The organism is Streptomyces sp. NPDC047525 (genome assembly GCF_040643025.1).
Lineage (GTDB): Bacteria > Actinomycetota > Actinomycetes > Streptomycetales > Streptomycetaceae > Streptomyces > Streptomyces durmitorensis.
The window spans coordinates 54,620-74,030 of sequence record NZ_JBEYTL010000014.1; the positions used below are offsets into that span (position 1 = coordinate 54,620).

A 19,411-nucleotide genomic window follows, 5' to 3' on the forward strand; every position below is an offset into this window, starting at 1 on the left:
CGGGGCGGACTCGCGGCGTCCTTGCGCGGGGATGCGCTCGCCTGAGTTGTGGTCGTCCGGTGGCGGCATCTGCGGCAGCGCAGCTCGGTGAGGGCGGCGAGAGCTTCGGCGGGCTTGCCCTGCTTCAGCAGGAGCTGCGCGAAGCCGAGTTCGGAGAAGGCGTACGTCAGTTGAGTCCTGCCATCGGCATCAGTGCCTGCGCCTGCGCCTGCGCCTGCGCCTGCGCCTGCGCCTGCGCCCGCACCGGCGCCTACGCCTGCGCCCGCACCGGCGCCTACGCCTGCGCCCGCACCGGCGCCTACGCCTGCGCCCGCACCGGCGCCTACGCCTGCGCCAGCACCGGCACCTACGCCTGCGCCAGCACCGGCGCCTACGCCTACGCCTGCGCCAGCACCGGCGCCTACGCCTACGCCAGCACCGGCGCCTACGCCTGTGCCAGCGCCCGCACCGGCGTCTGCACCGGCACCGGCACCGGCACCCGCACCGGCAACGGCACCCGCACCGGCAACGGCACCCGCACCGGCACCCGCACCGGCAACGGCACCCGCACCCGCACCAGCACCCGCACCGGCGTCTGCGCCAGCACTGGCACTGGCACTGGCGCCTGCACCGGCACTGGCGCCCGCACCGGCGCCTGCGCCCGCGCCGGAATCAGCGTGTGCGCCGCCGCTGGTCGCGGCGAAGGCCCCGAAGTCGTCGACCAGGCCAAGCCCCACGACACGCAACGGCCCGCACACCAGGGCCTCACGACCCCGCCCGGCCGCGAACCCGCCCACCCCGGCCAGGATCTTCGCGGCGTCCGCCTCCCGCTGAAGCAGCGCCCCCGGCGGCACACGGCCCCCTGCGTCGCCCTCCAGCATCCGCCGCTCAAGCAGCTCCCGCAGATCGGCCCGGAGCCCCGCGTCGAGCGCCTCCTCCACGGTCACGCCGAACCTGGCCCCGGCCGATGCGCGCCGGTGTTCCCAGAAGGCGTCGTCGTGCAGGAGCGCGCCCCAGGCGGCGACGCACCGCTCCCAGCGTTGCGCGGAGTCATCGTCCGTACGGCCTTGCACGTCGGCCGAGTTGAGCAGGGCGAGGGCCAGCGTGTGGGTGATCCGGTGGTCGGCGGGGTCGCGTCGCGCGGCGTCCTCCAGGAGTTCGACGGCGGCTTCGCGGCGCCCGCCGAGTACGAGGACGACCGCGTAAAGCGGCACGAACTCACGCTCCACCGGACCGGACAGCCGCCGGGAGGCATCGATCAGGTGGGCGGCCCGATCCCGAGCCCCATCCCGGTCCCGGTCCTGGTCCCGGTCCTGGTCCCGGTCCCGGTCCTGGTCCCGGTCCCGATCCTGGTCCCGGTCCCGGTCCCGGTCCCGGTCCCGATCCTGGTCCCGGTCCCGATCCTGGTCCCGGTCCCGGTCCCGGTCCCGATCCCGGGCCCCATCCCGGTCCGCATCCTGGGCCCCATCCCGGTCCCGAGCCCCACCCCGGTCCCAAGCCTGAGCCCCATCCCAAGCCCCATCCCAAGCCCCCTCTCGCCCCCGATCCCGCCCTGCCCCGGACTCCCCACACCCCCCTGATCCACCCGGCATCCCGGCCAGCGCCGCCTTCCGCAGCAACAGGGCAAGCTCACCCGACGCGCCGCCACCGGACAGCGCCTCCATCACCCAGCGTGCGTCGGCGTCCAGCGCGTCCTTGTCGCTCGCCGCGCGCAGATCGTCCAGCGCATCCGCGTACCGCCCCAACCGCACGCGCGCGTAAGCCCGTTGGACCAGCGACCGACGGTGGGGTCTCGCACACGCGAGGGCCGAGGTGAGGTGCGCGTCCGCGGCCTCGTACGCCGCCCGGTGTGCCGCCGCGCACCCCAGCCAGTGCAAGGGCTCGGCCTCGTCGGGCCGCAACTCGTGCGCCCGCTCGAACTCGACGGCGCCCCGCTCGGCGTCCCCCGCCGCGAGACGGACCCGCCCGAGCCCGACATGGACGCGGCCCAGGAGAGCCGCGCGACCTCCCCCGTCGTCGTCCACCCTGTCCCGGCCCTCCCCGTCCCGGTCCCCGACCAGGGCGAGCGCAGCCAGGAAGTCCCGCTCGGCGGCGTCCCCGTCGCGGCGTGCCAGGCTCGACTCACCCCTGGAACACGCCTCTTCCGCCCCGGACCACGCCTCTTCCGCACGGCCCAGGTCAGCATCCGGCCCCACGTCACACCACCCCCGTTCCCCGTTCCCGTTCCCGGCGGGTCAGCCGGCCGCTTCGTCCAGCTCGGAGCGCCAGCGGCCCTGCGCGCTGTCGTAGTGCAGCGGCCCCTCGCTGAACCGTGCCAGGTCGAGGCCCAGGAGCTGCTCGTACGCCTCGCCCGGCAGCCCCGGCTCCAGGACCACGCGCAGTCCCGTACGCCGGTCCTGGAGCACCAGCGGCCGAGGGGCGGGACCGGCGGGGTCAGCGGCATGAGCTGGATCCGCCGCGCGCGACGACCGGCGTACGACATCCTTGAACGCCGTGTACGAGTCCTTGACCGCCTCCGCGCCGAGCCCGCTCAGGAACGCCTGCAGGGGCAGGGACGCCAGCATGATCCAGGGGATGTCCGCCGCGCCCCGGTGGTCGACCGCGCGGCGCACCCGCTCCGTGTGGACGCCGAGGCCCTCCAGCGCGGAGACCAGCTCCCGCCGCAGGTCGTCGGAGGCGTCCCGGTCGAGGAGCAGCTCCGCGGGCAGCGGTGCGTCGGTCATGTGGGCGGTCCTTCCCGGAGGTGATCTCGATCCCCCGCCCGGAGCCGATGCCGTACTCCCGCTCCTGCCGAGCTGATCTCCGTTCCGCAGCCTAGAGGCGGCGGTCGCACCGGTGCGGGAAAATCTACGATTCCGCCGCTGCCGCTTCCACGGCCCTCCGCTCCAGCTCGGCGAGGCGCGCGTCGGCCGCCGCGCGGCCCTCGTCGGTGTCCTGCAGCGAGCGGTGCAGACGCTGGGCCCGTATCGCCTGGGTGTAGTCGCCGATCAGTGCCAACTCGTCGCGCAGGACGGCCAGTTGTGCCGCGTCGGGACCCGTGTCGTCCAGCTCGCGGATCAGATAGGTGCGGGCGGCCTCCACCATCCCCTGGTCCCGTGCGAGTTCGAGCCAGGTGGATTCCGGTTCGTCGTCGGGATCCATCCCATAGTTGGAATCGTCGAACGAGCGAGCCCACTCCTGGACTTGACCGGCCTCGACCGGGAGCCCGGCGAGGCCGCACCAGGTGTCGTACGTCGTCTCGTGGACCTCGCGCAGCAGCGGCAGGTCCTCGGCAAGGCCATGGAGCCCCACCAGGACGACGGCGAGCCGCAGTTCGTCGGACATGGGGGCGTCCGCCTCGTGCTTGAGGAGGTGGCGCAGGAGTGCGCGGTCGGTGTTCCGCCGGTCGTACTGCGCGGCGCGCAGCGCCGCCACCCTGCGCGGCCGGTCCCCGGCGACGCCGTCCCAGACCGTGCGGTCGCCCGTCCGCAGCAGGGCCAGGTCGGTGCGGCCCTTGGCGAGCACCTGTTCCCACAGCGGCGGGCGCGGATGGGGATCCAGGCGCTGGTACGCCAGGTGCTCGACGGAGTTGAGGAGGAGGTGGTCCGGTTCGGTGCGCAGGAGCGCGGTGTGCAGTCGCGCGACAAGCTGTGCGGGGGAGCGCTCGGGGAGCCCGAGCGCGGCTCGCAGTTCGGTGCGGCGCGCGTCGAGATCGGGCACGCAGTCCTCGCGGAAGTCACCCTCCGTGTCGGCGATCTCGGCGAGTATCCGCGCCTCGCCGTCGGTCGGCGACAGACCTACGTAGTCGTGCCAGCCGGGCAGGCCGACGAGGATCTCCAGGGCCTCGTCCACGCTGTCCCCGATGGTCCCCGCGGACCCCTCGGAGTCGGCGTACAACACGGACCCGTCCCCGCACACGAAATACGTGCCCCCGGAATCGTCCCCCGCGATCGGTTCGAGCGGCCCGCCCGACGCGAGGCGGACCTCTTCGACGTGGTCCGCGCGGGACAGGTCGAATGCGAAAGGGAACGCGGCCAGCTCGGCCAGACGTGGGTCCTGTCGCAGCAGACGGAGTGCACGTTCGGTCATGCTCCGAAAGTAACAGCGGTCACTGACGGCAGACCCTCAACAGGACTACCCGATTCCATATGCGGTTTCCGATACTTTTCTTACGGAATGAGGGATTCGCGGAACTTGGCTGAGGCGCCGCGAGTCTTCTGAAGTAGGGGGGCGGCCACTGACCGGGCCGTTCAACCGGCCGCACACCAGCGGCCATTGCACTGCTTTGCATCGCGTTCTTGCTTTGCATTGATCAACACGGGGGTGTTCATCTTGACCGACATCATCGAGCGCATCACCGACCGCCTGACGGGCCCCGCCGACGTGGACGCGACCCCGGCACCGGCACCGGGGGAGCTGACTCCGTACGTCACACCGCTGCCGGTGCCGCCGGTCCTGCGGCCGGACTCCGTCGACATGCGCGACGGGACCGACGTGCCCGCGGAGACCGAGATCGCGTTGCGGCCGGCCTGGATCAGGCTGCACCCGCAGCTGCCGCCGACCCTGATGTGGGGGTATGACGGCTGCGTGCCGGGCCCGACGATCGAGGTGCGGCGCGGCAGGCGCATCCGGATCGCCTGGACCAACCGCATCCCGAAGGGCAGCGAGTATCCCGTCACCTCCGTGGAGGTGCCGCGGGCCGACCCGAGCCCCGCCACGCTGCCGGGCCGGGCGGGCGTCGCACCGAACCAGGACGTGGCCGCGCTGCCGGCCTGGTCGGTCACGCATCTGCACGGCGCGCAGACGGGCGGGGGCAACGACGGGTGGGCTGACAACGCGGTGGGGACCGGCGACGCGCAGCTCTCCGAGTACGCGAACGACCACCAGGCGGTTCAGTGGTGGTATCACGACCACGCCATGAACATCACGCGCTGGAACGTCCAGGCGGGGCTCTACGGCACGTATCTGGTGAGGGACGACGAAGAGGACGCGCTCCATCTCCCCTCCGAGGAGCGGGAGATCCCGCTCCTGCTCGCCGACCGGAACCTGGACACGGACGAGGACGGACGTCTGAACGGCCGCCTGCTGCACAAGACCGTGATCGTCCAGCCCAAGAACCCGGAGACGGGCAAGCCGGTGTCGCTGCCCTTCACGGGCCCGTTCAGCACGGTCAACGGCCGCATCTGGCCGTACGCGGACGTCGACGCGGCCTGGCACCGCCTCCGCCTGGTGAACGCGTCGAACGCCCGGATCTACGACCTCGTCCTGGTCGACGAGGACAACAACCCGGTGCGGGGCGCCCTGCACCAGATCGGCAGCGACGGCGGCCTGCTGCCGCGCCCTGTGCCGGTCGACTTCGACGAGGCGCTGCCCACGCTCACCGTCGCCCCGGCCGAGCGGATGGACCTGCTGATCGACTTCCGCGCGCTCGCGGGCAAGCGGGTGCGTCTGGTGAACAAGGGCAGGGGGCAGGCCCCCGGGGTGCCGGACCCGGCGAACGACGTTCGCTACCCCCAGGTCATGGAGTTCCGCGTGCGGGAAGCCGGGTGCGACGACCCCTTCTCGCTCCCGGAGATCCTCTCGGGCTCGTTCCGCCCGCTGAGCCACGACATGGAGCACGGCCACCGCCTGGTCGTCCTGACGCCGCCCGCCACGAAGGGCGGCGGGGGCCACCCGGAGATCTGGGAGATGACCGAGATCAAGGACGCGGGCGACATCCGCGTGCCGACCGAGGGGATCATCCAGGTCCGGGGTGCGGACGGCAAGACCAAGACCTATCGCCGTACCGCCCGCACCTTCAACGACGGCCTGGGCTTCACCATCGCCGAGGGCAGCCACGAACAGTGGAGCTTCCTGAACCTCGCGGTGGACCCGCCGGTGACCCACCCCATGCATATCCACCTGGCCGACTTCCAGCTCCTGGGCCGCGACGCGTACGACGCGTCAGGCTTCGACGTCACCGTGGGCGGCACCCGGGCCCCGGTCTCCTTCGACCCGAAGACGGAGATCCCCCTCGCTCCGAACGAGCGGGGCTGGAAGGACGTCTTCCTGGTCCCGGGCGGCCAAATGCTGCGCGTGATGGGCAAGTTCGACGGTGCCTACGGCCGCTTCATGTACCACTGCCACCTCCTGGAACACGAGGACATGGGCATGATGCGCCCCTTCGTGGTCATGCCGAAGGAGGCCCTGAAGTTCGACCACGGGGCGGGGCACGGCGGCCATGACGGGGGCCACGGCGGGAGCGGGCACGAGGGAGGTCACGCGGGCTGAGGAGGCCGCGGGCTGTCGGAGACCGCGGGCGGCCGGTATCCACGGGCGGTCGGTGTCCGCGTCGGCCGCACACGTGGACGTCACTCGTTCGTGAATCGTCACGCCGGGTCACGCCGGGTAGGGCTGTGGCCGGAGGCGAGCCATGGAACAGACTGCGTTGCGTCCCAAGCCGATGCCCGGACAGGATTCCGGCGGAGGCGTCAAGTTCGGCATAGGCCGGAAGCTCGGCATCGGCCGGAAGTCCGGCAGAGGCGGCGGGCTCGGCATGGCCCGGAGGCTCGGCATGGGCCGGAAGGCCGGTGCCCGGCGGACATCCGGCACGGGCCACAGATCCGGTCCCGGCCACCGCCCGCACGCCGCGCGGCGGCGCGGACGGCGGCTGATCACCCTGCTCCTCGGGCTGCTCTTCTCGGCCGTCCTCGTGCTGTCGGGGGTGGGGCTCGGCACCGTCAGCGCCACGGTCATCGGCATGAGCAAGCTCGCCGACATGCAGAAGCAGGCACAGAAGCAGGCCCAGACACAGGGCGGCGCCAAGGGGCAGGCGGGACCAGGAGGACCGGCGGGGCCCGGCGCTCCGGGCACCGCGTCCAAGCCCGCCGCCCCGCCGAAGCCGTCGAAGCCGCCGGGGAAGGAGCCGGACAAGGCCGGGGAGCGGGCTGCCGCGCGCCCCGCCATCGGCGTGGAGGCCGTCGACGCCCCCGCGGGTTCAGGGGCCCTGCTCGTCGGCGTGCACAGCCCGGGTCCAGGACACACCGCGGGTCTCGTACGCGGCGACGTGGTGCTCGCCTTCGGCGGGACCCGCATCGCTTCGGCCAAGGCCCTTGCGGCCGCGGTCGCCGCCGCGGCCCCGGGAAGGAACGTCACTGTGAGCGTCCGCCACGAGAGCGGAGGGCGGCAGTCCCTGTCGGTGACGCCGGGCTTCGTGACGTGAAGGCACGTGAACGTGAAGGGACGTGACGGGGGCCGCCGTAACCCGGTCGCGCACGCGCGGCGGTGCGGGCAGGATCGGCTTCATTGGCAGCGCGCCGTACGAGCAGCAGGCCGTACGCGCACCAGTGAGCAGCCCTGGAGGCCCCCATGACCGGCACCCCCGCGCCCTTCACCGCCGACGACTACAAGGCCCGCATGGACCGCGCCGCGGCCACTGCGGCGGACGCGGGGCTCGCGGGACTGCTCGTCGCACCCGGCCCCGACATGGTCTGGCTCACCGGCTACCGGCCGACCGCCGACACCGAGCGCCTCACCGTCCTCGTGCTCGCCGCGGGCCAGGAGCCGGTGCTCGTGGTGCCCACCCTTGAGGCCCCCGATGCGCAACGGGCGGCGGGCGCGAGCGCGCTCTCGCTGCGCGACTGGACCGACGGAAAGGACCCCTACGCCGCGACCGAGCCGCTCCTGGACGTCGACGGCCGCTTCGGGATCAGCGACAACTCCTGGGCCATGCACCTGCTCGGCTTCCAGAAGGAGCTGCCGAACACCTCCTACGTGTCCCTCACCGAAGCGCTCCCCATGCTGCGCGCGGTCAAGGACGCCGCGGAGCTCGAGCGCCTCGCGGCGGCCGGTGCCGCCGCGGACTCGACGTACGAAGAGATCAAGAAGGTTCCGTTCGCGGGCCGCAAGGAGACCGACGTCGCCGCCGATCTCGCCGGTCTGCTGCGGCAGTTCGGGCACTCCCAGGTCGACTTCACCGTCGTGGGCTCCGGCCCGAACGGCGCCAATCCGCACCACGAGGCGGGCGAACGCGTCATCGGGCACGGCGACATGGTCGTCCTGGACTTCGGCGGCCTGCTGCACGGCTACGGCTCGGACACCTCGCGCACGGTGCACGTGGGCGAGCCCGACGCCGAGGAGCAGCGGGTCCACGACATAGTCCGCGAGGCGCAGGAGGCCGGCTGCCGCGCGGTGCGGCCCGGCGCCGCCTGCCAGGACGTCGACAGGGCGGCGCGGGCGGTGATCACCGAAGCCGGGTACGGCGAGCACTTCATCCACCGCACCGGGCACGGCATCGGCGTCACCACCCACGAGCCGCCCTACATGATCGAGGGCGAGGAGCTGCCGCTCGTGCCCGGGATGTGCTTCTCCGTGGAGCCCGGCATCTATCTGCCGGGCCGCTTCGGAGTGCGCATCGAGGACATCGTGACGGTCACCGATGACGGCGTACGCCGCCTCAACTCCACCCCGCGCGAGCTGGCGATCGTCAACTGACCTCTGCCGTTCGCCTCATGGCGTCGCGAGCACCGCGCACGACTCGGCGGGCAGCCGCAGCAGCCCGTCCGCGCCCGGCGCGGTGACCGGCTCCCACGCCGCGAGCACCCGCGCTCCCCGGCCGCCCAACGGGATGTCGACCGCCTCCTTGCCGATGTTCACCGCGATCCGCAGATCACCGCGCCGGACCGCGAACCAGCGCGCGCTCTCGTCGTACGCGACCCGCAGCGCCGCCAGATCGGGGTCCAGGAGGTCGCCGCGGGCGCGGCGCAGGGCGATCAGTTCGCGGTACCAGGCCAGCACGCGCGCGTGCGGGTCGGTCAGGGGCTCGGCCCAGTCGAGACAGGAGCGGGTCCTGGTGGCCGGGTCCTGCGGATCCGGGATGTCGTCCTCGGCCCACCCGTGCGCGGCGAACTCCCGCCGCCTGCCCCGGCGCACGGCATCCGCGAGCTCGGGATCGGTGTGGTCCGTGAAGAACTGCCAGGGCGTGGCGGCGCCCCACTCCTCGCCCATGAACAGCATCGGCGTGAACGGGCCGGTGAGAGTGAGCACGGCGGCGCAGGCGAGCAGGCCGGGGGAGAGGGAGGCGGAGAGGCGGTCTCCTTGTGCGCGATTGCCGATCTGGTCGTGGGTCTGCGTATAGCCGAGGAAGCGGTACGCGGGCGTCCGGGCGCGGTCCACGGGACGGCCGTGCCTGCGCCCCCGGAAGGTCGAGTACGTGCCGTCGTGGAAGAAGCCGCCCGTGAACGTCTTGGCGAGCGCGGCGAAGGGGGCGTGGGCGAAGTCTTCGTAGTAGCCGTGCGATTCGCCGGTGAGCGCGGTGTGCAGCGCGTGGTGGAAGTCGTCGTTCCACTGCGCGTGCAGGCCGAGCCCGCCCCCCGCGCGCGGGGTGACGACCCGCGGATCGCCCTGGTCGGACTCGGCGATCAGCGAGAGCGGCCTGCCGAGTTCCTCGGCCAGCTCGTCCACCGCTGCCGACAGCTCCTCCAGGAAGTGGCACGCGCGCGTGTCCCGCAGCGCGTGCACCGCGTCCAGGCGCAGGCCGTCCAGACGGTAGTCGCGCAGCCACGCGAGCGCGCTTGCGATCAGATACGCGCGTACCTCGTCCGAGCCGGGGGCGTCCAGGTTGACCGCGGCGCCCCACGGCGTGTGGTGGGTGTCGGTGAAGTAGGGCCCGAACGCGGGCAGATGGTTGCCGGACGGGCCGAGGTGGTTGTGGACCACGTCGAGCACGACGCCCATGCCGTGCGCGTGCGCCGCGTCGACGAATCGTTTCAGCGCCTCGGGGCCGCCGTACGGCTCGTGCACGGCCCACAGGGACACGCCCTCGTAGCCCCAGCCGTGCTGCCCCGGGAACGGGCAGACCGGCATCAGCTCCACGTGCGTGACGCCCAGTTCGGCGAGGTGGCCGAGCCGCCCCGCGGCCGAGTCGAGCGTGCCGTCCGGCGTGTACGTCCCCACATGCAGCTCGTACAGGATCGCGTCCCGCACCCCGCGCCCCGCCCAGGGCGCACGCCACGCGTACCGGTCGTGGTCGACGACGGCGCTGAGCCCGTCGGGGCCGTCCGGCTGGCGCCGCGAGCGGGGATCGGGCAGCACGGGGCCGCCGTCGAGCGAGAAGCCGTAGCGCGCCCCGTCGGCGGCGTCCGCCTCCACCGTCCACCACCCGGCCCGGCCGTCGGCGCGCTCCAACGCGCGCGTGGTGCCCTCGCACAGCAGCGCCACGCGCTCCGCCCCCGGTGCCCACACCTCGAACTCCACTGACAGTTCCCCCTTGTCTGTCATCCGCTGCCGGTCATCCGTGTCGATCTGTCTTCTTTCGTACGTCATCAGTGGTGACGCCCGTCCATCGTGCTGCAGAAGTGATCGGTCCGGGGTCGTTCCGCGTTTTCTGGACACCCCGGCCGAGCTGACCGACAATCAGCAGGGTGACGTCGTCCTTTGAGATCCACACGTACCCCGCGCGGCTGACCGACGCCGAGCGCGACAGGGCACTTGAGGTGCTCAGGGAGGGCGCTGCCCTCGGCAAGCTGTCGCACGACACGTTCGTGCGGCGCATGGAGCTGGCACTCGCCGCTCGCCAGCCCGACGAACTCGCCGCGCTCACCGCCGACCTGCAGACCGAGGGGCGCTTCTCGCGGGCGGTGTTCGGCACCGTCGGCGCGGTCTCCGGGTTCACGGTCAGGCTGCGCAGGGCCTGGCAGGCCGAGAAGCTGCCGAAGCTGCTCCTGCCGGTGCCGACGAACCCGCATCCGCTGCGGATCGGCCGCGACCCCGCGAACGGGCTCAGGCTCAGCCACGAGACCGTCTCCCGGGTGCACGCCGAGCTGAGCAGGCAGGGCGGCATGTGGGTGCTGCGCGACCTCGGCTCGACCAACGGCACGTCGGTGAACGGCCGCAGGGTGATCGGTGCGGCCGTCGTCCAGGACGGCGATCAGATCAGCTTCGGGAAGATGGGCTTCCGGCTCTCCGGTGTGGTCAGTCGCCCCGCACGCGCGCGTGGCGCGCGGCCGCGACCGTCGTCCGTGACTGGTGCTCGACCTGGTCCTCCAGCGGCACCCAGCGCGCCCTGAATCGCTCGGCGAACGCGTCGCTCCAGTGCAGGACGAGCCGTTCGAGGCGGGGCGCGGCCCGGTCACCGGCCGCGTCCAGGACCCGCAGCAGCATCGCGGCGGCCCGCAGCGGAAGGCGGCGTCCGAAGGCGTCGACGCTGCCGATGTACGCCATCGACGTCCCGGCGGGCGGCAGCCCCGCCCAGTCGTCGGCGAGGCCGGGAACCAGGTCGAGTGCCCAGCGCGCCGCGCGCAGCAGCGGCCCCTGCGCTTCGGGGAGCCGCGGCAGCGCCTCCCTGAGGATGTCCTCGACCAGGCGCGCGTCATGGCGCAGTCGCTCCGCGAAGCCGCGCAGCGCGAGCACGGGGGAGGGATGGACGGTCAGGTCGTCCACCAGGTCGCTGGCCCACATCGGGACCTCGACGATGGCGGTCAGGCCGCCGTACCGGTGGGCGTGGTGCCAGGTGGTGTGGCGGGCGTCCTCGGGGAGGCTCGGATAGGCGGCCGCCGAACCGGGGCCCGGCAGCACATGCACCCCCGGCCCCGAGACCGGCCAGCCCGCGGCGTCCGAAGCCCCCGTCTCCACCGGGATGTGCAGCTCCGCCGCGGACTTGGCGAACGGCTCGGCGAGCCCCGGTATGTCCCGCGTCAACTGCACCCAGCTGCCGCCGAGATCGGTTCCGTGCAGGGACACCTGCAGATAAGGCCGCAGCTCGTCGATGACGCCCGTCAGGGCGCGGGTCTCGGGCGGCAGCCGGTCGGGCGGCAGCACCGAGGGCGACCACTCCGGCTGCTCGGGGCCCGCGGGGCGGAAGAAGTGCCGGTGGTAGTCGAACAGGGTGCGCGGGGCGGGCGTGCGGTGCAGGTTCGCGCCGTCCGGGTCGGCGCACAGGAGGAAGTGCCAGGAGGTGTCCGAGCGCAGGTCCTCGTCCCGCAGGGCCCACTCCGCGAGGTTGAGCAGCGTCGAACCGCCGGTCGGTTCGTTCGAGTGCGCGCCGGCGACGATCAGGACGGCGCGGCGGGAGCGGCCGACGGACAGCAGGTGCAGTGGCCTTCCTGCGCGCGATGAGCCCACCTGGCGCAGGGTGCTGAGATCGGGGCGGTGGGCCACCAACTCCCGCGCGGACAACACAAGTTCGGCCACATTGGGATACCTCTGCTCCGCCAGTTGACTCACCCCCGTCTTGTCCGCTGACGCAATCCGCAGTACGCCACGCAGTAGGGCAGGTGTCAAGCGCGCGACCCAAGGGATGTCATCCCGCGGCGGCCTTGTCCCACAGCGTCACCCGAATGGGCGTATGGAACTGCGCAAGGGGCCCTCCAATGGTGCCCTGAAATCGTGTCAACGAGCTCGGCCCCCAGCGGGCACCGCCTGTCACCGGCTCCGCCGGGCTCGTCCCCGATCGCCGGACGTGCCGGGACCGCCTCGCGCGCCGTGCTGCCCAGTCTCCTGGCCCCCGGCGTGGAGCGTGACCCCTATCCGGTCTATCGCGCCCTCCGTGAGGACTTTCCCCTCTTCCGCGACGAGCTCCTGGGGGCCTGGCTGCTCAGCCGGTACGCGGATGTGCGGGCCGCGCTGGGTGACGTGCGGCTCGGGCCCGCGGCCGACGGACCGGGTCCGGCCTACCGGAGGCTCATCGAGCCCGTGCTGCGGGCCGCCGCCGAGCGCACCGCCCATGTCCTCGCCCGGCGCCTGGCCGGGCGGCGCGAGGTCGATCTCGTCGCCGAGTTCAGTGCCTGGCTGCCCGCCGCGGCCGCCGTCGCCGCGCTCGGGCTGCCCTGGGAGGACGCGGCCCGGGTGCGGGAGTGGTGCCGTACGGGAGGGCTCGCGCGTCCTGTCGGCCTTCACCCGGAGCTGAACGGCCTCCTGCGGCCCCACGTCACGCGGCGGCGCGTCCACCCCGGCGCGGACCTGCTCTCCGTGCTGTGCGGCGCCCGGGTGGACGGGCAGGCCCTCTCCGACGATGCCGTCACCGGCCTTGCCGGGACGCTCCTCACTGGCGGCGGCGAGGCCACCGCCCTCGCGCTGGCCTCCTTCCTGGCCAACCTCCTCGACCACCCGGCCCAGTTGGACCTCGTGCGCACCCGTCCGGGGCTGATACCCGCCGCCTGGGCCGAGTCCCTGCGCCGGGATCCGCCCACCCCCGTCGTGCTGCGCCGCGCGAGCGCGCCGGTGGCCCTGGGCGGCACCACACTGCCCGCGGGAGCCGTCGTCGCCTGCCTCATAGGCTCCGCGGGACGCGACCCGTTCCGCTTCGCCGACCCCGACCGCTACGACATCTTCCGCGCGGACCCGGCCCACCTCGCGTTCGGCGCCGGACGGCACTTCTGTCCGGCCGCCACCCTGGCGGGGCTCGCCGCCGAGTGCGGCCTGCGGGCCCTGCTCGACGTCATGCCGGGCCTGCGCTGGGCGCCCGGCTTCCGGCCCGCGCCCCAGGGGCTCATGGCGCGAGCCCCGCGCCTGCTACTCGTCCATCCCTGAGGCAGCGGGGTCAGCGGACACGCGCTCCAGAAGCACCACCGGCAGCTCCCCGAAAAGCTCCTCCACGCGCGCGTGCCCCGTGAACTCCCGCCCCCGGGTGAGCAGATCCGCCCACCGCCCCTCCGGAAGCGCCAGTTCCGTCGTACGCCAGCCGCCCGCATCGGCCAGGCGCAAGGAGAGCCGGGTCACCGCCGCGATCACCTCTCCGGAGCGCGCGAAAGCCACGCAGTGCGCCGCGCCGGGGCCCCGCGCCGCCAGCGGCTCGTACGTCGCCGCGCCGCCGAACAGCTCCGGGCGGCGCCTGCGCAGCCGCAGCGCGGTCGCCGTGAGGGCCAGCTTCTCCTCGGAGAGGTCCCAGCGGTCACGGTGCTGCTCCAGGTACTCCAGGACATGCGCCTGGAACCGCACGGGCCGCCGGTTGTCCGGATCCACCAGGGCCCGGTACTCGCCCTCGGTGCCCTGGTAGAGGTCGGGCACCCCCGGCATCGCCAGCTGAAGCAGCGTGGCCCCCAGGACGTTCGCCCGCACATGGGGCCGCAGGGCGCCCGCGAACTCCGCGACCGTGTAGAGCGGCGGCCCGCAGGGACCGGCCTCCACGAACGCCGTCACCGCCTTCTCGTACGCCTCGTTCGGCTCGGTCCAGCTCGTGTGCAGGCCCGCCTCGCGCACGTGCTTGAGCAGGGCCTTCTGGAGCCGTTCGTCGTAGGGGAAGCCGAAGCCGACGGCCGTCTGCCAGGCCGCCCAGGCCAGTTGGGGATCCGGCGCGCTGGTGCCGCCCACGCGCGCGGTCTGCTCGGTCACGTCGACCAGGAGGTCGGCCCACCGCTCCGGGCACTGCGTGAGCACGGCGATGCCCGCCCGTACGTCCGCGCTGCGCTTCGTGTCGTGCGTGCTGAGCACCGTCCCCGCGTACGGCCAGTCGCGCTGCACGCGCGCGCAGTAGGCGTGAAAGGCCTCCGGGGTCACCGCGGGACGCTCGGGAGAGCCCCCCACCTCGGCCGCCGAGAGGAGCGGCGCGTGCCGGTAGAACGCCGTGTCCTCGACCGCCTTGGCCCGCAGCGCCGACGAGGTCTGCGCGAAGCGCGCGCGGAAGCCGTCGAGCGCGGGCCCGGACCCCAGGCGCCCCAGGACCAGGTCGCGTACGACATCGACCGCCTCGGCCTCCTCCCGCACCGCGAAGGCCGCCTTGGCCTCGTCGGCGGCCCTCACCGTGAGCACCGAAGCCGGTTCGACGCCCCCGGAGACGTAGGGCCGGTAGACGGGAAGCCGCACGAGCAGTTCCAGGAGCGCGGTGCGCAGCGCCCACGGCGCGTGGTCGCGCAGCGCGGGGTCCGGGGCGCACAGCGCGGTCGCCTCACGCGTGAGGCGGTCGGTCTCGGCGGCCAGCTCATGGGTGAGCACCTTGTACGCGGCGCGCCGCACCGTCGCCCCCCAGTCGCCGCCCCGGTCCACCGCGGGCGCCGCGAACCTCCGGTACTGGCCGAGGAGTTCACCCGCCCCCGCCGGGTCCGTGAAGAGGCCGTCGAGGTGGCGCAGCGCGTCGTACCCGGTGGTGCCCGCGACGGGCCACGCGGCGGGCAGCTGCTCCCCGTCGCCGAGGATCTTCTCGACGACCGTCCAGCGCCCGCGCGTGGACTCATGGAGCCGCTGGAGGTACGCACCCGGGTCCGCGAGCCCGTCGGGATGGTCGATCCGCAGCCCCTCCACGACCCCTTCCCGGAGCAGTTCGAGGATCTTCGCGTGGGTCGCTTCGAAGACCTCGGGGTCCTCGACGCGCACCCCTATGAGGTCCGAAATGGTGAAGAAGCGCCGGTAGTTGAGCTCCGTGCGGGCCAGGCGCCACCACGCGAGCCGGTACCACTGGGCATCCAGGAGCTGAGGAAGCGGCAGCTCCCCGGTGCCTTCGCGGAGGGGGAACGCGTGCTCGTGGTAGCGCAGCTCGTTCCCGTCGACCCGCAGGCGCTCCAGCTCGTCCCCGACCCCGCGTCCGAGCACGGGAAGCAGCACCTGCCCGCCGCCCGCGTCCCAGTCGATGTCGAACCAGCGCGCGTAGGGCGATGCGGGGCCCTCCCGCAGCACCTCCCACAGGGCGTGGTTGTGGCGCGGCACCGCCGCCATGTGGTTCGGCACGATGTCCACGACGAGACCCAGACCGTGTACCCGCGCGGTGCGCGACAGGGACCGCAGCCCGTCCTCGCCGCCCAGCTCGTCGCGCACGCGCGCGTGGTCCACGACGTCGTAGCCGTGCGCGGACCCCGGAACGGCTTCGAGCACCGGCGACAGATGCAGGTGCGAGACTCCCAGCGAGGCCAGATACGGGACGGCCGCCTCGGCGGCCTCGAACGGGAACTCCGGCTGGAGCTGCAACCGGTAGGTGGCGGTGGGCGGTGGTGGCACGGCGGGCTCTGAGCGCTCAGGCGTCATGCGAACGTACGTACCCGCCTGGCGGGCTTTCGTGCCATCGACTCATGCGTGTGTCCGGCCGGGCGTCGTTAGCGTCGGACGATGGCGACAAAGGAACAGACCGGACGGGACGAGTCCGGCGCACGGGGACTTCTGGACACCTACCGGGAAGTGATCGGGCACACCGGAGCGCTCCTTCCGGTGATCTCGTTCCTCGGCAGGCTCCCCGTGGCCATGATCCAGTTCGGCAGCGTCCTGCTGGTCACGGAGACCAGCGGATCGCTCGCCACGGGCGGCGTGGTCGCCTGTGCGCTCGCGCTCGGCCAGGTGACCATGGGCCCGCTCGTCGGCCGCCTCGCCGACCGCCGCGGCCAGCGCGCCGTCGTCCTCGGCTTCTCGCTGCTCAACGCCGTGGCCATCGCGGCGTACACGCTCGGCGCCCTGCTCGAGCTGCCCACGCCCGCCCTGATCGTCCTCGCCGTGCTCGCCGGCGCGAGCATCCCCGGGATCGGCCCGCTGGCCCGCGCACGCGCCGTCCCGCTGGTGCGCGGGGCGGGCGGCGACGGCCGTCTGGTCAACACCGTGCTGTCCCTGGAGAGCACCATGGACGAGCTGTCCTTCGTGCTCGGCCCCGCCCTGGTGGGCCTCGCGGCCGTGGCCGGCCACCCGGCGTACGCCTTCGGGGCGGCCGCGCTCCTTGTCGCCGTCTGCGGCTCCGGCTTCGCGCTGCACCCCACGGGCCGGACGGCCCACACGGCGGAGCGAGCGCCACGCGCGCGTGGCGGCCGGGAACGGCTCCCGCGCCAGGTCGTCGTCGTACGCGTGGGGCTCGTCTTCGTCGGCGTCCTGCTCGGCGCCTGTGGAGCGGGCATCACGGCCCTCACCGAGGAGTTGGGGCAGCCGGGCCAGGCGGGGCTCGTCTACGCCGCCATGGGCGTCATGAGCGCCGTCGTGGGGCTCTCCATGGTCGCGCTGCCCGAGCGCTTCGGCCTGTACGCGCGCTGGCGCGTGGCGACGGCGGCCGCGGCGCTGCTCTCGCTGCCGCTGGTGTGGACGGACAGCATGACAGGCCTGTATCTCGTGGTGACCGTGTTCGGCGCCATCTTCGCCCCGAACCTGATCACCGGCTTCGCGCTCACCGAGCGCTCCTGCCCGCCCCGGCGGCTCGCCGAGGGGATGACGTGGGCCGCGAGCGCCTTCGTCGGCGGCCAGGCGGTCACGCTCGCCGTGGCGGGGCGCCTGGCCGAGTCCCACGGCCCCGGAGCGGCGTTCGCGCTCGGCAGCGCGGCCGCCGTCGTCGCGTTCCTCGTCGCGCTCGCCGCCCGCCCTGCGGCGGACGACAGCGCGCACGCCACCTCCTTGGTCACGCAGGGCGCTGCAGGACGGTGAGGCTCCGGTCGGCGAGCGTCAGGCGCTCGCCGGCTCCCGCCTTCGGCCCCGTGTCCGGCGGCACACCCTCCGCCCGGGCGGTGTCCACGACCACCTGCCACTGGCGGCCGTGATTGACCGGAATCACGAACTCCAGCGGCTCGGCCGACGCGTTGAACATCAGCAGGAACGAGTCGTCGGCGATCCGCTCGCCGCGCGTGCCCGGCTCGGAGATCGCGTTGCCGTTCAGGAACACCGTCAGCGCCCGCGCCTGCGAGGCGTCCCAGTCCTCCTGCGTCATCTCCTCGCCCTCCGGCGTGAACCAGGCGATGTCCGAGAGCTCGTCGTGCGTGCCCTCGACGGGGCGGCCGTGGAAGAACCGCCTCCTGCGGAAGACGGGGTGGTCGCGCCGCAGCCACGCCATCGCGCGCGTGAACTCCAGTTGCGTGCTCTCGCCCTCGGGCCAGCGCACCCAGGCGATTTCGTTGTCCTGGCAGTAGGCGTTGTTGTTGCCCCCTTGCGTCCGGGCGAACTCGTCGCCGTGGCTGAGCATCGGGACGCCCTGGGAGAGCATCAGCGTCGCGATGAAGTTGCGCATCTGCCGCGCGCGCAGCTCCAGGACGTCCGGGTCGTCGGTCTCGCCCTCGGCGCCGCAGTTCCAGGAGCGGTTGTGGCTCTCGCCGTCCTGGTTGTCCTCGCCGTTGGCGTCGTTGCGCTTGTCGTTGTACGAGACGAGGTCGTGCAGCGTGAAACCGTCGTGGCACGTCGTGAAGTTGATCGATGCCAGCGGGCGCCGCCCGTCGTCCTGATAGAGGTCCGACGAACCCGTGAGCCGTGAGGCGAACTCGGCGAGCGTGCGCGGCTCGCCCCGCCACATGTCGCGCACCGTGTCGCGGTACATGCCGTTCCACTCGGTCCACAGCGGCGGGAAGTTGCCGACCTGATAGCCGCCCTCGCCGACGTCCCACGGCTCGGCGATCAGCTTCACCTGGCTCACCACCGGATCCTGCTGCACGAGGTCGAAGAACGACGAGAGCCGGTCCACCTCGTGGAACTGGCGGGCGAGCGTGGCCGCGAGGTCGAAGCGGAAGCCGTCCACGTGCATGTCCGTGACCCAGTGCCGCAGCGAATCCATGATCATCTGGAGGACGTGCGGCGACCGCATCAGGAGCGAGTTGCCGGTCCCCGTGGTGTCCATGTAGTAGCGGGGATCGTCCGTCAGGCGGTAGTACGAGGCGTTGTCCAGGCCCTTGTAGGAGAGCGTCGGGCCCAGGTGGTTGCCCTCGGCCGTGTGGTTGTAGACGACGTCGAGGATCACCTCGATGCCCGCCTCGTGCAGCGCCTTGACCGCCTGCTTGAACTCCAGGACCTGCTCGCCCCGGTCGCCCCAGGAGGCATACGCGTTGTGGGGCGCGAAGAAACCGATGGTGTTGTAGCCCCAGTAGTTGTTCAGGCCCATGTCGACCAGACGGTGGTCGTTCACGAACTGGTGCACCGGCATCAGCTCGAGAGCCGTCACCCCCAGTTGCGAGAGGTGGCCGATGACCGCCGGGTGCGCGAGCGCCGCGTACGTGCCGCGCAACTCCTCGGGAAGATCCGGGTGCTGCATGGTCAGGCCCTTCACATGGGCCTCGTAGAGCACGGTTTCGTTGTACGGGGTGCGCGGCGGGCGGTCGTCGCCCCAGTCGAAGTACGGATTGACCACCACGGAGGTCATCATGTGCGGCGCCGAATCCATGTCGTTGCGCTTGTCCGGGGCGCCGAAGCGGTAGCCGTACACCTCCTCGCCCCAGTCGATCCGGCCGCTGACCGCGCGGGCGTACGGATCGAGCAGCAGCTTCGCCGAGTTGCAGCGGTGCCCCTGCGCGGGGTCGTACGGACCGTGCACACGGAAGCCGTACCGCTGGCCCGGCATCACGCCGGGCAGGTACGCGTGCAGCACGAACGCGTCGGACTCACGCAGCTCGACGGCTGTCTCCGAGCCGTCGTCGTGCAACAAACAGAGCTCTATGCGGTCGGCGGCCTCGGAGAAGACCGCGAAGTTCGTGCCGGCGCCGTCGTACGTGGCACCGAGTGGATACGCCTGCCCTGGCCACACCTGCATGCATACGACTCTTCCACTACCGCCCCCTCGGCCCGGGGTCACATTGGTCAGAGTCTCCCCGAAAGTGGGGCA

The 19,411-nt window shown here is 72.8% G+C and carries 13 protein-coding genes; 7 read left to right on the top strand and 6 right to left on the bottom strand.

The annotated features are described in order from the left end of the window. The first annotated feature begins 59 nt into the window (after positions 1-59). The gene (locus ABZ833_RS32750; protein ID WP_361054262.1) at positions 60-1,559 is read left to right on the top strand and encodes a hypothetical protein; all 1,500 of its coding nucleotides are present in this window, start codon (positions 60-62) and stop codon (positions 1,557-1,559) included. Between the two features lie 654 nt (positions 1,560-2,213). On the opposite strand, the gene ABZ833_RS32755 is transcribed toward ABZ833_RS32750, so the two are convergent. After that, on the bottom strand, positions 2,214-2,702 hold the full coding sequence (locus ABZ833_RS32755) for a hypothetical protein (protein ID WP_361054265.1): 489 nt from the start codon (positions 2,700-2,702) through the stop codon (positions 2,214-2,216). A 124-nt stretch (positions 2,703-2,826) separates the two neighbouring features. Beyond that, positions 2,827-4,047: a hypothetical protein gene (locus ABZ833_RS32760; protein ID WP_361054268.1), complete on the bottom strand. Its 1,221-nt coding sequence runs from the start codon at positions 4,045-4,047 to the stop codon at positions 2,827-2,829. 294 nt (positions 4,048-4,341) lie between these two features. Between ABZ833_RS32760 and phsA the strand changes: the two genes are divergently transcribed. The 3 genes from phsA (at position 4,342) to ABZ833_RS32775 (ending at position 8,430) form a co-directional block, all read left to right on the top strand. Further along, a complete protein-coding gene (gene phsA, locus ABZ833_RS32765; RefSeq protein WP_361054621.1) occupies positions 4,342-6,228 on the top strand; it encodes an O-aminophenol oxidase PhsA in 1,887 nt (628 codons plus the stop codon). Positions 6,229-6,370: 142 nt separating this feature from the next. Next, positions 6,371-7,159: a PDZ domain-containing protein gene (locus ABZ833_RS32770; protein ID WP_361054271.1), complete on the top strand. Its 789-nt coding sequence runs from the start codon at positions 6,371-6,373 to the stop codon at positions 7,157-7,159. 146 nt (positions 7,160-7,305) lie between these two features. Continuing rightward, a complete protein-coding gene (locus ABZ833_RS32775) occupies positions 7,306-8,430 on the top strand; it encodes an aminopeptidase P family protein (protein WP_361054274.1) in 1,125 nt (374 codons plus the stop codon). A 15-nt stretch (positions 8,431-8,445) separates the two neighbouring features. Here ABZ833_RS32775 and treZ read toward each other — a convergent pair whose 3' ends face one another. Next, positions 8,446-10,191 carry a malto-oligosyltrehalose trehalohydrolase gene (treZ, locus tag ABZ833_RS32780; protein WP_361054624.1) on the bottom strand — a complete coding sequence of 582 codons (1,746 nt, stop codon included), beginning with the start codon at positions 10,189-10,191 and terminating at the stop codon, positions 8,446-8,448. 167 nt (positions 10,192-10,358) lie between these two features. Between treZ and ABZ833_RS32785 the strand changes: the two genes are divergently transcribed. Next, positions 10,359-11,003 (top strand): DUF1707 and FHA domain-containing protein, encoded by a 645-nt coding sequence (locus tag ABZ833_RS32785; protein WP_361054277.1) that lies wholly within the window; start codon positions 10,359-10,361, stop codon positions 11,001-11,003. Here the strand turns inward: ABZ833_RS32785 and ABZ833_RS32790 are convergent. Beyond that, positions 10,909-12,159, bottom strand: a complete 1,251-nt coding sequence (locus ABZ833_RS32790; RefSeq protein ID WP_361054280.1) for a M14 family zinc carboxypeptidase — start codon at positions 12,157-12,159, stop codon at positions 10,909-10,911. The genes ABZ833_RS32785 and ABZ833_RS32790 overlap by 95 nt on opposite strands. Before the next feature lie 162 nt (positions 12,160-12,321). On the opposite strand from ABZ833_RS32790, the gene ABZ833_RS32795 reads away from it, so the two are divergent. Beyond that, positions 12,322-13,464, top strand: coding sequence for a cytochrome P450 (locus ABZ833_RS32795; RefSeq protein WP_361054283.1), 1,143 nt, complete (start codon positions 12,322-12,324; stop codon positions 13,462-13,464). On the opposite strand, the gene treY is transcribed toward ABZ833_RS32795, so the two are convergent. Then, positions 13,447-15,888 carry a malto-oligosyltrehalose synthase gene (gene treY, locus ABZ833_RS32800; protein ID WP_361054287.1) on the bottom strand — a complete coding sequence of 814 codons (2,442 nt, stop codon included), beginning with the start codon at positions 15,886-15,888 and terminating at the stop codon, positions 13,447-13,449. The genes ABZ833_RS32795 and treY overlap by 18 nt on opposite strands. Positions 15,889-15,969: 81 nt before the next feature. Here treY and ABZ833_RS32805 point away from each other — a divergent pair, with 81 nt between their 5' ends. Then, positions 15,970-17,256, top strand: coding sequence for an MFS transporter (locus ABZ833_RS32805; RefSeq protein WP_361054290.1), 1,287 nt, complete (start codon positions 15,970-15,972; stop codon positions 17,254-17,256). Here the strand turns inward: ABZ833_RS32805 and glgX are convergent. After that, positions 17,231-19,339, bottom strand: coding sequence for a glycogen debranching protein GlgX (glgX, locus tag ABZ833_RS32810; protein ID WP_361054293.1), 2,109 nt, complete (start codon positions 19,337-19,339; stop codon positions 17,231-17,233). The genes ABZ833_RS32805 and glgX overlap by 26 nt on opposite strands. Between the last annotated feature and the right edge of the window lie 72 nt (positions 19,340-19,411).

Bases quoted from the DNA above. Each gene is read 5' to 3' on its own strand.
- ABZ833_RS32755 (WP_361054265.1), bottom strand. From the start codon at position 2,702: ATGACCGACGCACCGCTGCCCGCGGAGCTGCTCCTCGACCGGGACGCC.
- ABZ833_RS32760 (WP_361054268.1), bottom strand. From the start codon at position 4,047: ATGACCGAACGTGCACTCCGTCTGCTGCGACAGGACCCACGTCTGGCC.
- ABZ833_RS32770 (WP_361054271.1), top strand. From the start codon at position 6,371: ATGGAACAGACTGCGTTGCGTCCCAAGCCGATGCCCGGACAGGATTCC.
- ABZ833_RS32775 (WP_361054274.1), top strand. From the start codon at position 7,306: ATGACCGGCACCCCCGCGCCCTTCACCGCCGACGACTACAAGGCCCGC.
- treY (WP_361054287.1), bottom strand. From the start codon at position 15,888: ATGACGCCTGAGCGCTCAGAGCCCGCCGTGCCACCACCGCCCACCGCC.
- ABZ833_RS32805 (WP_361054290.1), top strand. From the start codon at position 15,970: ATGGCGACAAAGGAACAGACCGGACGGGACGAGTCCGGCGCACGGGGA.
- glgX (WP_361054293.1), bottom strand. From the start codon at position 19,339: ATGCAGGTGTGGCCAGGGCAGGCGTATCCACTCGGTGCCACGTACGAC.